This window comes from Bacillus sp. 105MF, from assembly GCF_000374885.1.
In the GTDB taxonomy this organism is placed as follows: Bacteria; Bacillota; Bacilli; order Bacillales; family Bacillaceae_G; genus Bacillus_A; species Bacillus_A pseudomycoides.
This window is the reverse complement of record NZ_KB895610.1, coordinates 1-16612: the sequence shown is the minus strand read 5'-3', so window position 1 is coordinate 16612 and position 16612 is coordinate 1. Positions and strand designations below refer to the sequence as shown.

Below are 16612 nucleotides of genomic sequence, written 5' to 3'. Positions count from 1 at the left end.
CTCGTTTCGGTCAGTTCTTGCTGCTTTCGCACGTTATCGACCGTCTCAGCCACCGGAATTGCGTGTAACGAGGCTACGTCTACGTTCACTGTACGTTACAACCTGGAGATTTGCCCACATGCCTTTTGCATGTGATGTCAGAAGGCTTCGCCATGTCGCTTTCACTTCATGGCGCCTCTCAGGCTACGGGAGTGGAGTCTATTCTCCCGATTGGACTTTCACCAACTAGATAATGTGTCCTTATCTGGACACGCCGATTTGCCAACGTAAAGAATACCAATCATGCACTTGTCCCATTGGGACAATATCTGTAGGAGTATTTGTCATATATACATTGATACCGCTAAGTCGTTTACTACGAGCGGAATACTTCATTCCTTTCTTTTTTTCTTTTACAGTTTGATCTTGTAATCGTTTTTGTTGCTGTTCTTTTGTTAGTCGATGAACAATCACACGAGTTGGGACTTTATCAGTCATTCCTACATAAGCGTTGGATATTTCACATGTTTGTCCTGGTTGAAGAGAGTTCATTAAAACCTCCATATCTATCTGGATATACTCTGTACCTTTCTTGATTCTGCCATCTTGAAAATGATCAGGATTAGGATTTTTTTGATAAATACGTGTATTCGATTTGATACGTGAGATATAGTAAGCCTTTTTATCTTGGATATGTTGGAGATCCTTCAAATGAAAATAACCTAAATCTCGGATACATAAATCATTCGCTGTTGCAGTTGGGACACACAGGGAACCGTAGGTTCGATCATGTTGTTTACCTGGACCTGTATGGATATGAAGGAACTGTCCGCTTAAAAGGTCATATTCAAGTTGAATTTTCATCCCAGCTGTATGACTGCATCCTCCTGCACCCGGATAAACGAATGAAAAGGAATCTGGGAGTTGAAATGCAGTTGAATCTAAAATACGAATACGTTTGAAGACAGAAATATATGGAGAAGAAATCGGCATAGATGAGGACAATTTTTGATCTAGTAGTTCAGCTAATATGTGTTGTAAAAATTGGACGGCTGCTTTATTAAATCGTTGATTCAGTCCCTCAGGACTGATGAGCACTTCTGTTGATGCTTCTAAACAGCTAGATAACTGAGTTAAAGAAGTCGTAGCAACATTTTGGCTCATCCATACACATAAAGCGACTAAATCTTTTGCTTGGTACTTACTAGTTCGTTGTACAAAACCAACATCTCTAGCAAGATCTCTTAAGATATGTGGGGATAAAAAGCTTTGAAGTTCTTGACCAAATAGTTGTAATTCATCAGATACAGAAATAGACATACAAAACGCCATCCTTTCCTATGATTCTACAGAAAGAATAGCGTATTTTTTCATTTTATGGGGTATTTTGTTTTGGGGAACAATGAATTTTTTAGTTTTAATGTATTGTATTAAAAATCAATATGCTAATACCGAATAATATACTTATTTCCAATAAAAATAAGATACCTCTGTACACCCAATACGGAAAAAATTTTTAGTACATTTATAAATAGCATCGCTCCACCTGCTTAACCTGAACCAACATTTAATTTCTAGAAATACTGCACTGTTTAGTTAATTTGTATCACGTACAATTTTATATTTTGTTATAAAAAGAATGGATAAGATAGTTATGAGTAGGCCACAACATAGTAGAATGTTAGATATAGAAGTGCCAAATGTTAAGCATATAGATACAAAAGCATAAGATAGTGGAACTAAACCGTTCGAAGAGGCATTTACGAAACTCATAACTCTCCCTAGCTTATCTGTTTCACTGTTTTCTTGAATAATAGACACCAGTGGTACATTAATCATAGAAGACATGAAACCCATCATCACAAGTAAAAGGATTCCTTGCCATAAAACATACATTTGACCAAGGAGAGAAAGAAAAATACCAAGAAAAGAAATAAGTATTAGAATAGAAAGACCTCTATTTTTCCTAATATTTAAAAGCCCAATCAATAAAGCGCCTCCTAGCATTCCTCCTTGATAAGAGCTTTGTAAAAAACTTACCTCAACTGCCTTTCCATGTAATACCTCGCTCGCTAATAATGGAATTCCCATAAGTAAAGGGCCAAAGAAGAGGACGTTTATTGTCATTAAAATAAAAAGTATAGATTTTAAAAAAGGCATGTTCCATACATATTGAAAACCTTCTAATAGCTCTTGTCTGGTAGATGCTTGCTTAGATGACGGTGAAGAAATTTTTTCTTTAATACATAAAGTGAAAGCGGATGTAATTAATAAAAAGCAAGCAACGAAGAGAAATAAAACCGAGAAAGAACTAACTGTAATAATCCAGCCGCCTATCATTGGTCCGGCAAACATTGCAACTTGATTGGAAGTTTGAATAAAGGAATTAGATCGAGTTAACATCTCTTTTGGGACTAGAAGAGGAAGAAGAGACTGATTCGCTGGTGAAAAGAAAGCATCCAGAATTCCAAATAGTAGTGCAAAAAACAGTAACGACCATAAATTTAATAGATGTAAATGTAATAAAGTAATCATTACAAAAACCAGTAAAAAACGCGTGAAGCTAGAAACCAACATAATTTTTGAACGTTTAAAGCGATCTGCCCATACACCTCCAACAGTCATTAGGAGGACTCGCGGGATTAGAGTTACCATCATGACAATCCCAAGTGCTGATTCCTGACCTAAAGATCGAATAACATACCATTGCTCTGCAAATAGGTAGGTTGAAAGAGCAAGAAAAGAAGAGGTACTAGATAACCAAAGAAATAAGAATGCACGATTTTTAAATAATGACATGCTTGTATACTTAGGTTGAACTTGTTGTGATATAAACGGCTCACTCAAAGAATATTCCTCCCCACAAATAATGAATTATAAATCTTCGTTAAAGAGCAGTTGATCAATTTCAAAACCTGTGATTGTAACATAAAAGTTTTTATTAGTATCAGTTTCTGTGGAAGCTGCTAAAGTTTCTTTAACAAGGTTTCTATACTGATTTAAAAACTTTATAAATTGTTCTTCTGTTAATGAGAATTCTGTTTGCATCGAGATACTTGGCCAATCTTCAACATGGGAAGATGTTAAATCGAATGAGGTATCTGGAGCAGTTAATACTCTTGTTTGTGCACGATGTAATACTTCTAAATAGGATTGTCTTGTTGCCTGTTGCGATTCAATGTAGTGAAGTAAGTGATTTGCAGGAATAAAGCCACGCGAAACAGCCTGATAGTACTTTAAAATATTCCCTCCCTGTTCTTCTTTTTTTACTAATTGAATGATGTTGTGTTTTTCTAGTTCGCGGAGGTGATAGAGTATTTTTGCGCGAGAAAGATTTAAAAGCTGAGCAAGTTGATGACCTGTATATGGCTTTTCGACTAAGTATATAAGCATTTTTGTACGTAATGGATCGCTTATTACTTTTAATTGTTCATATGTTTCGATAATGGAAATGGCTTTTTGTTTCATTATGCATCATCCTTTTTTTAACCAGTTAAATTTATTTAACTCAATTGTATTACAATTTAAAATAAAAAGAAAGTTAATTTAGAAATTTCTGAATTAAAATAAAGACAGTAGGATTCCATGTAGGGGGCCTACCACACACATCCATCAACTTAAGAAAACAAATCCACCCCAAAACGAAAAAATGAGCTCTTTTATTACAAATTAGGACAAAATCTCGTTCTGGGGGAGTTATATTTTCTTAGCTTGATAGCCATGTGGCGGTACCCCATAGTAAGAGAAATTTTCATTGTATTAATTTGATAAAAGGATATAATGGGCTAGTGAGGAAATCGGCGTTTTGCATGAAAGATAGAATGGATTTGAATGAAGGGACTGACTTATATGAATAGAAGAAAGAATTGTAAATTACAAAAACCATTGAAGGTATTTATGGCATCTGCTGTTTTGACAACGACATTATTTACGTCTATGACTGTAAATAGTTTGAACATTCATGCTGAAACTACGCAAACTCAGGCGCAATATGAAGAGAGAACGTTTGAACTTCCAAGTACAGGACATTATATGGGAGAAGCAGAAAGAGAAAGAAGAAGTGAGCAACGAAACTATGTGCCAACAGGAATCTATGTACAACCGAATGAACAAGTCACAATTGAAGTATCGGGACTATCGGGATTAGACAAGCTTGGAGCAACTATTGGGACAAATGAATATGATAAAGAAGGGGGAAAAGCATTTCGTCTTTCTCCGGGTTCTAACACCATCTCCTCTCCAAACGGTGGTTTATTAGGGTTAGATAACTGTGAAGGGAAAGGAACTGTTAGGGTGAAAGTAACACAAGGGGGGAGCCCTGTTCCATTCTTTGAATTAGGGAAGCATACGAAAGAAGACTGGATTGCTATGTTAGACAAGTATCCAGATGCATATGCCGTTCAATTAAAGTCAAAGAAAGCAGTACTTACTGTTACTCTTGATAGTGCCAAGAAATATATTGTGGGTCAAGATCCGGTTCCTCTATTAAAAAAATATGATGAAATGATTCTAGCGCAAGATAAAATATCGGGACTATCTGAAACAAGTTCTAATCCGTTACATCGTCCAACTCGCCGTCTCTGGTCTTTTGTGGAAAATCCTAACAACCCAGATTGGGGTATGTATGCAGGGAGGAATGGAGTTGTATTTACTACTGCTGGTAATGCAATCGAAAGTGCTTTAAATGTAAATGAATTTGGATGGGGACAACTGCATGAAGCAGGACACACAAGGCAACAATACCCTTGGAAATGGAATGACCTTAGAGGAATGACTGAAGTCACTGTTAATATATATTCTTTAGCTGCACAAAAGCAATTATTCCCGAATCAACCAACACGGTTAGAAAAAGAAGGGGATTACGATAGAGCCTTTGCATACTTAAAACAAACAGATAAAGAGTATAAAAATATTGATGACTTGTTTGTGAAACTTGTTATGCTTTGGCAACTTCATTTAGCATATGGAGAAGATTTTTATCCGAATCTTCACAAACTATATCGAGAGTTACCAAAGGATAAACTTCCAGGAACTGATGAAGATGCAATACAAGCATTTATTTACAATACATCGAAAGTAGCGAAACAAAATTTACTTCCATTCTTTGATCAATGGGGACTGAAAGCATCACAAGAAACGAGAAAAAAAGTAGAAGCTTTGAGATATCCAACATTAACTTCTCCTATATGGGAAGCGACGGATGCAAAACCTGTTAAAGCAGTAGCTGCGTATGATTCAAGAAAATAATGAAAGCAAGTGTGTGAACTAGCTAGTAATGCAATCGATGACAATCCAAATACAATTTGGCATAGCTAATAGGGCACAGCATATAATTCCTTATAAACAAGGGGGATTACGATATAACAGGTATGAAAATAAATAACATTCCTGTGGCAGACCCTCTCGAGCTATACTATCATGTGAATAAAAGTAAACAATCAGTGCTTCCCTTCAAAATTGGCCCTTTTAAATAATGGATTCATTTTTGAATGATTACCTCAAAATCAAAGAAGCTTACATATTAGATATGTAAGCTTCTTTATTTTTCAAGGGTTCTCAGAACTTAGGTCTTTATAACAAAACGGCCATCTTATGCTTCTTGTTACAGGACCTCCGTTTAAAACTTTAATTCTCTTATTACTGTTAAGATAAATTTATTCTAGTTCCTAAAACTCACTTATTTCTTAATAGGTTCTTAAGAAACCCTTAATTTACTCATACCAATATAAAATCAAATAACCTTCCATCAAAAAATAAAGGGAGCAGGTTATTTGGTTATTCATTTCGCAAGCTTAATGCTCAAGTTAGTAATTTTTCAAACAAACGGTTAAACTTTATTACAAAAAAACGTTATCCTTTCTAAATAAGCTAGATTAGAAGGGATGATGTTTTTTTGGTACCTAGGGGTATTTGTATTTCTTAGCTTGATAGCGATGTTGTCATACCCCAATTACACAAAAAATGACATAGAATATGAATTCTATGTCATTTTCACAAAGTGATTTTGAAAATAAGGGGAAGGGGGCGCTCAAGCTTATTTTTCTAGCACATCTGAGCGAATTCATTGTAAATCATCTGTTTTAATTTCATCTGTTGAGGTAGATGAAACTATAAAGCAGATGATTATACTGTACATTGCTTATACTTTTTACCTCGGATGAAAATAAAATCACCCTCGATATATTTATCTTATTATAAAAATATTTCAATTCACTTTCATAAGTGTTACAAAAGTCTTGCAATCATCTTATTTTGTTTCGGATGTAACGGGAGAGTAAACCAAAATTCATTCCCTTGTTTACCATCTGAACGATCTCGTACACCAAGTTCGCCTTTGTGCATTTCAATTAACGATTGTGCAAGGGGTTCAGCTGAGATACGTTTAAAAATGGGTCATAGACTGGATTTTTTCCCCATAATATGACCCGTTTATTTTTTATACAGGTATATTCTCTTCTATTGGTTGTGGAATGTTTTTTAAATCAATCACATAATCGTCAAAACGTTTTAGATGTTTCGTCATATATGGGCTTAACATAACTAGATCTTCAAATGAGAATCGATAACCTTCTCTTTTGAGCTGCCATAAAATCATAGTTATATCAACAACATTTTGAAAAATGACTGCATTGGCTTAGAAAAAGAAAAGGGCAACACTGATAAAAACAGGTTGCCCTTTTCTTTTTATTCAATTAAATTATACCATTATTTTTTACGAATCTTCAGATTTATTTTTTTAAAAAAATGGGAGTAGGGAAACGATTCTGGGTATGAGGAACCACTCTGGGAAAATATTCAATAACAAAACTGTAGGAATTATTTATTCCTACGGTTTAACTAAAACTATATATGTCACGATTGAATCTTTAACATATGTTTGAGGTTCAAATATTTAAACCAGGTGTCTTACCCATGAATTTTTAAAAATCTGCATTATATGTTAGGTTATGTTAAATTCTTAAACGGGACTTATATAGATTACTTTTACTTAAAGGAGTAGCACCAACATTTTGCGAATTTCGTACGCTAAAGGATAATCGACTTTTTTAGTTGAACGAAATTTGCAACTTTAAAAGGCTTAATACACAAAATTATAATTAAATGCCTTAAAATGCGCCTGAGGATATCTTGTTTTTTGAATGTATATATAAAATAGGGTTTTATTTAATAACATACTCTGTTTCTTCTAATTCACCTATGCCTTTTTCTTCAGTTCTTCAAAATGAACATTCATAAAAGTACCCACCATTTTTTATTCACTCAGTTTTTAAACGATTTCTTTTTTCTCGTTGCAAGGTACTTACACTAATTCCCGTCATTCTTTCCACTTTCCTATAAGATTCTGTTTTTAACAAACCAAGAGCATGTTCTATTTGTTCTTTATTATATTTCTTCGGTCGTCCCTCTTTAAAATTAGGATTCAACTTGGCAATCGCTTTTCCTTCTTGTGTACGTTCTACAATCATATCTCTTTCAAATTCAGCGAATGCACTCATGATATTAAACATCAATCGACCAGTTGGCGTATCTTCCACTACTCCCATATTAATGACATGTACCTTAATTCCTTTTTCAAATAACATTTTAATCGTTTGAATTGCATTTTCAGCCGAACGTGCAAACCGATCTAATTTTGTTACAACAAGTGTGTCGCCATTTTCTAGTACAGAAAGTAGTTCTTGAAATTTTGGCCTATCAAATTTTGTACCTGTAAATTTTTCAGAGTAAATTTTCTCGCAACCTTCTTTTTCTAACATTTGAATTTGAGATTCCAAATCCTGGTTTAAAGTGCTCACCCTATCATATCCATATTTAACCAAAATCTCACCTTTTCTACGATTACCTTTGACCATAAGTTTTGATGTAGGTCAATATACTGATTGTCACTTTAGAAGTTATTTTGCACCTATTTTAAGCGCTATTTTGCACTATATGTAAATATAAAAAAGCCCAATTTCTCAGTTTTAATGCTGAGAAATTGGGCTTTTATCGTTACTTCGGAAAAGCGCCCGATTCTGGAAAATTTGAAAAACGTTTATTTTTCTTTTAACATTGAATACTTTCGATAAGCTTTATAGAAATTGATACCCAAAAAAACAAACAGAAGTGCGGAAGACAACTTCAAAAGGACAAATGGTGTTTCAAATAAAAATGCCTTCCAAAATAATGAACCTTTCATACTCCAAAGACCTTCATGATATAATCCTGAATCCTTGTAAAACATATAAGAATAAGCTAAACACAGTATAACCGACCAAAATGAATAATCCATTAATTTTTTATAATGATTACCCTTTGATTGGCGATCCGAGAAGATTTCATTTTGATCATCATCTTCTTTTTGCCAATACCGTAGTCCACTAAGCAAGGGCCCCTTTATATAGTTCCAACCGAAATCCTCATATATCCCTTTGTATTCAACCAACTTTTTCTTAGGTAAATAATCTTGATAATCAAGTCGTATAACATATCTCTTGTCAGTTTTTTCGAAAGTGTATATTCCTAATCCACTAATATTTGTACAACGATAGCCTTTTTGTAATTGCTCGTTCAGCCATTGCTCCTCTTTTTCAATATCAAAAAATATCTTAAATTTCTTCATTGGATTCACTTCCTTCGTACAGGGATAAAATATGCAATAGCCTATTTTGTTCCATTTTCAAAATGGCGCTTCCTTCTGCAGTTATCATATATACTTTTCTCCGACCTGACTCTCCAACAGGTTCAATCCAACCATGCTTATTCAAGTTTTCAATCGCACCGTATAATGTACCAGCTGCTAAAATAACAGTACTGTTACTTATCTTTTCTATCTTCTGCATTACGGCATAGCCATGGAGTGGCTCACGCAGAGCTAATAAAATATAATGCATGGTTTCAGACAATGGTAATAATTTATGTTTCATATCCTCACCCTCAGTTCAGTTCGACTGTATAGTTCAACTTAATAATAACATAATGCAGTTCAACTGAATAGTCAACGACATTTTCAAAATTGGTCAAAGGAACTTAAAGTAAATAGCTTGATAACAAGGGAAAAAATCAATCTAAAAAGTCACTTTCCTTACGTAAGGGAAAGTGACTTTTTATGTAGTCTTATTCAATTAAATAGCCCGATTGTTGAAGAAAGAGATACTCTGCAAAATAGATCTTTTTATCAAACTTTTTTTACAAATTATCAATCTTTATTTTAAATCAACAAAAAGCGGTCATAATGCGGATGGGCGGTGGGTATAACGCTTATACTACTTTTACACCGCTTTTCTACTAGTTTTAATACTTGTGATTTTGAGATTTCCCTCATAGAGTTCCTTCTCTTTTATAAGATTGAAATTCAAAAAAATATATAGAATTTCTTTTAATATATATAAAAAAAATTATCTTTTGTATAATTAAACTTTACTTTTTTATAAAATAGGTTTAATATAGGTGTTAAGAAAGGAAGGTGTTAACTATGAAGGAAAAATATGGGGACTCTATAACGAATAAAGTGTATGAACATAGAGTGTTAAGAAGAATGTCACAAAAAGATTTAGCTGATGCTGTTGGAGTTTCTAAGCAAACGATATTTGTTATGGAAAAGAATAATTATTCTCCTTCACTGGTGTTAGCATATCGAATAGCAAATTATTTTGAGGTTGATATAAACGAAATATTCTCTTATGTAGGAAAGGAAGATAATAATGCTTGATCAATTAAACAATTGGATGTTAGAAAGCACAGATAATTTCAATATCTTTGTAGGTTTTACATGTATTTTGATGTTGGGTTCAGCAATTGTACTTTTTATTATCTACAAAAAAATTGGTAAACCAGATGAAAGAACAAATACTATTTATTTAAAAATTACTTATAGTATGTTTGTTACTCAAATGCTAATGAATTCCCTATTTATTTCTTTAGTTAGTAAAGACATGTATTTCCGTCAATTCTTTATATTAACTCAAGCCTTGGTATTCTTTGTTGGAGCTGTTTATTCTATTAAATTATATAGAAAAGAATGCAAGTAGTTTACTTGCAAAAAGCAATAAAAAAAACAGTAGTGATCTTATGCACTACTGTTTTTTTATTGCCCCCTATTTGAAAGTAAACTTTTGTATATTTGTTTACATTCATTTCCCCTAAAACATTGACCCCACACAAAATCCCCTGATATCATCAAAAACAACAAGAAAAGTATACATTTAAAATACTGAAAATAAAGAGGTTACTGAACATTTTCCAATATACCTATTCAAATAATTTATATATGATTTTTACCCAACCTAAATAAGAAAATCCTATAAGAATTGACCACAAAAATGCTAAACGGATACTTCTTGGAATGGATATCCATAATTCTAACATTTTCTAATATAAACCATTTTCCCTTTTTCTCATAATCATCACCATAATAAATTTTACTATAATTGAAATAATTTGTAAGTAGTTTTGTTCAATTAACATAATCTCACTTATCAGTAATATTCAAAAAAGCTCAGAGTTCTCATATGACTCTAAGCTTTATTTTTATATGAGGTTTATTCAAATTAAAGACCCGTTAGTGAATTAGTTATTTTCAGAGAAAATATTTAATACTCTGAGAAAATAAAAAATAAAAAGCAAAAATTACTAAACCTAAATCAATTAATGCTAACTTCTTATTTCCTTCTTTTAAACTTATGGTAAAACCATAAATACTTCTAAGCATCCAAAAAGCTATCAAAAATAACCCACCAAAGTGGTCATTTGTATAATTTTCATCAAAAAACATTTGGAATGCACCTAAAAGTAATAAAATAAATACGATATTAGCTCCAACCCTTAAAGCTCTATTTGATTTATTATTTTTCAATTCATCATCCCCAGCTCAACACTCTTTCTTAAATTATCCTGCTTTTTAGCAACCAATTCTAGTTCTTTAGGCGTAATCTTAATTTAGACCGTGTTCTCCGTCCCTATACAACATTGAAAATTATACCATAAACATTGGATTTATTTTCCTATATCTTCAAAGAGGGAGAGAGATAATTAATCAAATTTCAAAAGATTATTTCCAAAACTCATACCATTTCTTATCTGGGGTATCGTCACATGCCCATCAACTTAAGAATGAAAACAAAATGAACTCTCGTTCATATAAACGAAATACCAAAATATCCCTTTAAAATGATATAATAAAATATAGAATACTAACATAAAACTACAGGAGGCTATTAATGGATAAAATTTTTGATCATATGAAAACAAGGTTCATTTTAATGTGGGCTATTATCTCTTTTGTAATAATGATATTTATTTTGCCTTTATTATTCAAAGAAATTCCTAAAGATGTAAAGTTAAATATTGCTCTTATTATTTCAATTTATGCTATCCCTATGTTTTGGATTGGTTTTAAATTTAAAAGATATAATATCTCGTTTAAAACTTACTTGTCAAAACCATCTTCTTTTTCTTTTAGAAAAATTTTTGCATCAGCAATTATGACTATGCTTTTCGGATTAGGTATGTTATTGCTAATCGTAATACTATTTTCATTAATACCAAAGAGCGCTTCGCTAGAGGATACAAACGAAGTAGTTAAAACACAAAGTATGTGGTTTATTTTAATGAAAGCTATAACTCTTTCTTTCATTGCTCCTGTTTGTGAAGAAATTTTGTTCAGAGGCTTTATTCTTAGTCGTTTTACGTATAAATTCGGAATAAAAAAAGCAGTTATATTCTCTTCCATCTGCTTCGGTGTTTTACATCTAAGCAATGTTTTTGGAACCACAATATTTGGGATTATTTCTTGTTTAATGTACTTGAAAACTAAAAGTTTATTACCTTCTATAATAGCTCACATGGTTAATAATGCAATTGTAGCTTCAAGAGATATCTTTTCTGCTTTACAGTCTACAACTACAAGCACACCTTCAGCACAACCTGAATTAACTATCATTCTTTTAATGTCTATTGTGCTAATAACAATTGGATTAATGTGGATTATTCCTTTTATTAGAAGACATTCGGAACTATTAAGGTATGATAGTTTACCACCTTTGAAGTACACCACAACCTAATTAAAATTGTTATGATGTATAAAAATAGGAATAGAAGTTTTTGAGTAGTAAACGTAATCATTAGTAGTACAGAAAAGGATAGATAAGGCTAAAATGCCTTTATCTATCCTTTTCTATCACATATTATGTGAAGGATTTTTTTGTTTTGGGGTTGATCTGTTTTCTTAGGTTGATGGGCATGGGGTATCGTCAGCATTTTGGAAAAACCCCACGCTAAGCAAAAAATACAATAAGCTGCCCATATGGACAGCTTATTTACATAATTTTTGTTATCGGTAGTTAGGTTTCTTTAGTTGAATGGGAATGTTTTGATCCAGTAGAAGAATGCAAAACCTCCAGCTACAAATAAAGCAGCTAAAATGAATGTTATTAGAGGTATTTTATTTTTCATATTTTTTCCTCCAATGATTTAATCTTAAGCTAATTTAGTTAACATAAACATGCGTTATTGGAAGTTGAAACTTTTTATTCCTTGCTGGGGGTACAACCGAGATACCTTAAAATAAAGATCGCTTTACATGAGATCCAACATCTTTTGATTTTTTATCCCCATATTTTAGCGATAAAACTAATTCCCCACAGAACGTATGCGAATTGTGACAATATATACATTAGAAGCTCAAAACGGGTAAGTTTTCTTTCTAATTTAATTTTCCTTAAATATATATAAAAACAAAATGCAGATAAAACTAGTAATATTTCAGAAGCGTCATGTACATTTTCTAACATATTAATACGCATCCAACCCCTTGTAACAAATTGTAAAATATAACCTAAAATTACCATAAAAATCATTTAAATAGAAATTTAATTATTGTTTAATGAAAAATTAAAAAAGAATCAAAGAAAGAAGAATAATTAATTCTGTTTATCTTCCCTGTATGAATATTATATATACATGTAAGGTTAACATAACGTAAGATTATTGGAATTTGTTTAAAAAATATACACTCAACACATATGGTATAATGTGGATATTATTTTTTTGAAAGAGGGATCATAATGATAAAGAGAGGACTTATTTCAGGAATACTCCTATTACTTATCGTATCTGTAGTAGCTTATTTTAGTCGGGATTGGAGCTACATTTATTATGTATGTGGAACTTTCGGGTTAATTAGTATTGGATTAGCTTTAGCTTATTTCATTGATAGCTTAATTTTAGGTAATAAAGGAACTCTATTTTCAAAAAAGGAAACGCGTAAAATTGGCCGTATCGACCAATCAAAAGGTTTTTTAATAATGGCTATTCCAAATCTTATAGCAGCACTAGTTTACATCGTTATTTAATGTATATCGTATACAAATCTAGTTACCATAACACCACTTATCGGTATTCAATGTATCTAGAAACCTAGAAAAGTACCTTCAGAAGATCTGAAGGTACTTTTCTTTTACATAATTCCCGTTGTAGGAAGTTAATTATTCACCGACATAAAACAGAGTTTGTGCAATACTCGTAAAAAATTCTGGTTCTTGTATAGGAGAATCCTCTTCTATCTCTAAGTATGTTTTAAACCATTCTGATGTTTTCATTCTCCACCTTGCTACTTCTTTACCCTGATAATAAAATTTTGCCCAATCCATTGGTGTTTTCTTTACTGTGAGTTCACAAGACTCAGATTTAATAAGAAGCTCAGGGGATATAACTTGCCACGAAATATAACTTACTTCATACTCTTCACTCGTCAGACAGTTAATAACTTTATACGTAGGCTTTCCTAACCATTTGTTCTTTATACACTGATAAACTATATCTCTATCGTTGGAATAAACATTGATTTGAACGTTCCAATCAATGTCCCATACATAGGTTGTCATTCTTGTTAATATATTTTTGTAATTTCTTTTAAATGTGAATACCTTATTTCCAGCTTCATCTATAACATCAACCAATTTAGTAGAGTGCTTTACCTTAGGAGGTAAGTATGTATATTTCTTCATTTTGATACTTCCCCTTTTTTTCTTTATTGTATCATTTGAAATAATTGATTCATAGTAAAAATTGGATGTATATTCCATACATACTTGGTTAACATAATGTCTCATTATCGGTCGCGAAGACAAGGGGGAATCTTACTCTCACAAGGGATCCGCCTTTTTTTGTTCTATGGATCTATGCATTTTTTTATACATTCCTATTTTGGCGCGCCTCTTGGTTCCCCCATAGTTCCCTATGTCTCCCGCTTTTTTGCATAAAATCTTGCATACTCTTAGCGTGGTTTTTTTCCAAAATGCTGGCGGTACACCTGATAGGAATTGTATATTTTTCTTTTTTTGCCACATATACGGATATGGAAACCAAAATGATTTTCTTATTGTTTTTCATTTGAACATTATAAATATAGCATGTCTTATGAGTAGTAAGACATGCTACTTTCAGAAAATGTGTTGATTGAGAAACGTATATTATCCCTACATAGCTTGTTGCACAAACAGAATCCGCAAGTATAGCATATCATAAATCAATGATGAAAAAATGATGTATTTCACCATTTCTTGTATATGTTTCTAATTAGATGTATACTAAATATGGTTTCTTTTGTAAATTTTTTAGGTGTTTTTCAAGTCCGTTTATGGTCGTTATCTAATCTATTGTATGTATCTGCAGTGAGGCTCTTATGTTAATCATAAGAGTCTGTTTGCATGTTCAATTTGTTTTTATGTACAATAAGAAAAAAGAGATCTTATCAGACAGGGAGAGGAAGCCCATGTCCAATCAAAAATTGGTCAATTTACGCATTGATTTTGCCTTTAAACAATTATTCGGGACATCTGGAAGCGAAGATATTTTGTTAACATTTCTAAATGCAATGTTAGCTGATTCATTGGAGTCTCCCATTCAATCAATTCAATTCGAAGATCCGCATTTGCATCGAGAACATGAAGAGGATAAATTATCAATTCTAGATGTATCTGCTACATTAGACACAGGAACCAAAATTAATATTGAAATCCAGTTGAATAATAATCACGATCTTTTAAAGCGTTCCCTTTATTATTGGAGCAAGCTCTATGCATCTCAATTAAAAAAAGGAATGCCCTACAGTTCCCTTCATAAAACCATTACAATCAACTAATTGAACTTCGTCATGTTTAAAGACTACGAAGCATTTCATACGACGGGGAAACTGTGGAATATGCAACAAGAGCAACTTTTAAGTGACGATATCGAAATCCATGTCATAGAAATTCCTAAGCTCATGCAACAGTGGCGAGAGGAAAAAGTAAATCCGTGGGAAGATTCCTTTGTTCGGTGGTTATTACTATTACCAGCCAATGAAGATGAGCATTTAACACATACTCTGGAGGCGATTGCGATGGATCAGGACCCGATTTTACAGAAAGCAATGGATAAATGGGAGCATATGAGCCAAGATGCTTCGTTCCGTCAAGCTTACGAAGCTTGCGAAAAGATTTTGATGGATGAAGCGGCAGGGATTGCACATGCATTGAATAAAGGGCGTGAACAAGGACTCCAAGAAGGAAAACTTGCTGAACGCGTCCAATTAGTTCGTGGTATGCATAAAAATGGAATGCCTATAGGGGATATTGCAAAGTTCACAGGATTACCAGTAGAAGATATACAAAAACTTTTAGAATCATAAACATAATAAGTATAAATCGAAATAGCACCCATTAAGGTGCTATTTTTATGTATCTTAACGTTTATTTTACTGCTTCTTTTAGAGATTTCCCTGCTTTAAATCCAGGAACTTTACCTCCAGGGATATGCATCTCTTCGCCCGTTTGAGGATTACGTCCTGTACGTGCAGAGCGTTCGCGCACTTCAAAGGTACCGAATCCAATCAATTGTACAGCTTCTTCTTTTTGTAGTGCTTTTGTAATTTGATCCAAAATAGCTTGTACGGATGCAGTAGCATCTTTTTTAGAAAGGGATGATTTTACTGCTACTTGGTTAATTAATTCTGTTTTATTCATAGTAAACTAAACCTCCATGTGAATACTTATAACGGTTTGTTATTATAGTATGTTTCTAGAAAAAGCGCAAATAAAGTTGCAAAATGATTTAATAACTAATTCTACATTTATTAGATAGTGGTTTTTACAAGCGAAAAAGTGGTTAGGATATTTTATAAGGAGGCGAGAGTAGTAATGGATCAGAAAAATTCAAATAAGCTTTTACAGCTGTATCAATGTAAAAAGTATCATTCTGAACAATTACATGATATTGAAAGTCAAATAAAATCATTAGTAATGGAGATACAATTACAGTCATATGGACAACAAATTCGCGAAATGATGCAACAATATATAATACAAGCTATAGAATTATTAGAATGTATTGAGAATCCGAAAAATCAAAAAAATGAAATGATTAAAGGGTTCTGGTGCGAAAACGCTAGGAAAATTGCAATGAATCTATAAATCTTGGACATACTGATACTACTAATCTAAAGAGGGTGTGTAATTGGTATGAAAAAGGAAAATTTGTTCAAATGGAAGCACTATCAGCCTGATATTATTTTATTAACGGTAAGATGGTACCTACGGTACAACCTCAGTTTTCGTGATCTGGTAGAAATGATGGAGGAACGGGGTTTATCCATTTCTCACACAACCATTATGCG

The 16612-nt window shown here is 32.6% G+C and carries 14 protein-coding genes and 4 pseudogenes; 8 read left to right on the top strand and 10 right to left on the bottom strand.

Annotation, left to right across the window (positions count from 1 at the left end):
* Positions 1-249: 249 nt before the first annotated feature.
* From C564_RS32905 to C564_RS0128610, 3 genes and pseudogenes are all read right to left on the bottom strand, one after another.
* Positions 250-1299, bottom strand: a pseudogene (locus tag C564_RS32905) (IS4 family transposase); the annotation flags it as partial.
* A 276-nt stretch (positions 1300-1575) separates the two neighbouring features.
* A complete protein-coding gene (locus C564_RS0128615; RefSeq protein WP_018767788.1) occupies positions 1576-2826 on the bottom strand; it encodes an MFS transporter in 1251 nt (416 codons plus the stop codon).
* 27 nt (positions 2827-2853) lie between these two features.
* Positions 2854-3447, bottom strand: a complete 594-nt coding sequence (locus C564_RS0128610) for an ArsR/SmtB family transcription factor (protein ID WP_002203041.1) — start codon at positions 3445-3447, stop codon at positions 2854-2856.
* A 381-nt stretch (positions 3448-3828) separates the two neighbouring features.
* On the opposite strand from C564_RS0128610, the gene C564_RS0128605 reads away from it, so the two are divergent.
* Positions 3829-5226, top strand: coding sequence for a M60 family metallopeptidase (locus tag C564_RS0128605; protein ID WP_018767787.1), 1398 nt, complete (start codon positions 3829-3831; stop codon positions 5224-5226).
* A gap of 1189 nt (positions 5227-6415) precedes the next feature.
* Here the strand turns inward: C564_RS0128605 and C564_RS35705 are convergent.
* The 4 genes and pseudogenes from C564_RS35705 to C564_RS0128590 form a co-directional block, all read right to left on the bottom strand.
* A pseudogene (locus C564_RS35705) lies at positions 6416-6613 on the bottom strand (Tn3 family transposase); the annotation flags it as partial.
* Positions 6614-7235: 622 nt separating this feature from the next.
* A complete protein-coding gene (locus C564_RS0128600) occupies positions 7236-7832 on the bottom strand; it encodes a recombinase family protein (RefSeq protein ID WP_196811512.1) in 597 nt (198 codons plus the stop codon).
* Positions 7833-8014: 182 nt separating this feature from the next.
* Positions 8015-8581, bottom strand: coding sequence for a DUF2812 domain-containing protein (locus tag C564_RS0128595; protein WP_018767785.1), 567 nt, complete (start codon positions 8579-8581; stop codon positions 8015-8017).
* Positions 8568-8885: a PadR family transcriptional regulator gene (locus tag C564_RS0128590; RefSeq protein ID WP_002139689.1), complete on the bottom strand. Its 318-nt coding sequence runs from the start codon at positions 8883-8885 to the stop codon at positions 8568-8570. The genes C564_RS0128595 and C564_RS0128590 overlap by 14 nt, the downstream gene beginning before the upstream one ends.
* 548 nt (positions 8886-9433) lie before the next feature.
* Between C564_RS0128590 and C564_RS0128585 the strand changes: the two genes are divergently transcribed.
* Together C564_RS0128585 and C564_RS0128580 are read left to right on the top strand one after the other, a co-directional pair.
* Positions 9434-9670 carry a helix-turn-helix transcriptional regulator gene (locus tag C564_RS0128585; RefSeq protein ID WP_003204257.1) on the top strand — a complete coding sequence of 79 codons (237 nt, stop codon included), beginning with the start codon at positions 9434-9436 and terminating at the stop codon, positions 9668-9670.
* The gene (locus C564_RS0128580; RefSeq protein ID WP_018767784.1) at positions 9663-9989 is read left to right on the top strand and encodes a hypothetical protein; all 327 of its coding nucleotides are present in this window, start codon (positions 9663-9665) and stop codon (positions 9987-9989) included. The genes C564_RS0128585 and C564_RS0128580 overlap by 8 nt, the downstream gene beginning before the upstream one ends.
* 548 nt (positions 9990-10537) lie before the next feature.
* On the opposite strand, the gene C564_RS0128575 is transcribed toward C564_RS0128580, so the two are convergent.
* Positions 10538-10813, bottom strand: coding sequence for a hypothetical protein (locus tag C564_RS0128575; protein WP_018767783.1), 276 nt, complete (start codon positions 10811-10813; stop codon positions 10538-10540).
* Between the two features lie 364 nt (positions 10814-11177).
* On the opposite strand from C564_RS0128575, the gene C564_RS0128570 reads away from it, so the two are divergent.
* Positions 11178-12020, top strand: coding sequence for a type II CAAX endopeptidase family protein (locus tag C564_RS0128570; RefSeq protein WP_018767782.1), 843 nt, complete (start codon positions 11178-11180; stop codon positions 12018-12020).
* Between the two features lie 1002 nt (positions 12021-13022).
* Complete coding sequence (locus C564_RS0128555; RefSeq protein ID WP_018767780.1) at positions 13023-13310, top strand: DUF5316 family protein; 288 nt, start codon at positions 13023-13025, stop codon at positions 13308-13310.
* 132 nt (positions 13311-13442) lie between these two features.
* Here C564_RS0128555 and C564_RS0128550 read toward each other — a convergent pair whose 3' ends face one another.
* Positions 13443-13964 (bottom strand): tubby C-terminal domain-like protein, encoded by a 522-nt coding sequence (locus C564_RS0128550; protein ID WP_018767779.1) that lies wholly within the window; start codon positions 13962-13964, stop codon positions 13443-13445.
* A 767-nt stretch (positions 13965-14731) separates the two neighbouring features.
* On the opposite strand from C564_RS0128550, the pseudogene C564_RS33915 reads away from it, so the two are divergent.
* Positions 14732-15628, top strand: a pseudogene (locus C564_RS33915) (Rpn family recombination-promoting nuclease/putative transposase).
* Between the two features lie 61 nt (positions 15629-15689).
* On the opposite strand, the gene C564_RS0128535 reads toward C564_RS33915, so the two are convergent.
* Positions 15690-15962, bottom strand: a complete 273-nt coding sequence (locus C564_RS0128535; protein WP_018767775.1) for an HU family DNA-binding protein — start codon at positions 15960-15962, stop codon at positions 15690-15692.
* A gap of 174 nt (positions 15963-16136) precedes the next feature.
* On the opposite strand from C564_RS0128535, the gene C564_RS0128530 reads away from it, so the two are divergent.
* A complete protein-coding gene (locus tag C564_RS0128530; RefSeq protein WP_018767774.1) occupies positions 16137-16409 on the top strand; it encodes a hypothetical protein in 273 nt (90 codons plus the stop codon).
* 48 nt (positions 16410-16457) lie between these two features.
* Positions 16458-16612 (top strand): annotated as a pseudogene (locus C564_RS32895) (IS6 family transposase); the annotation flags it as partial.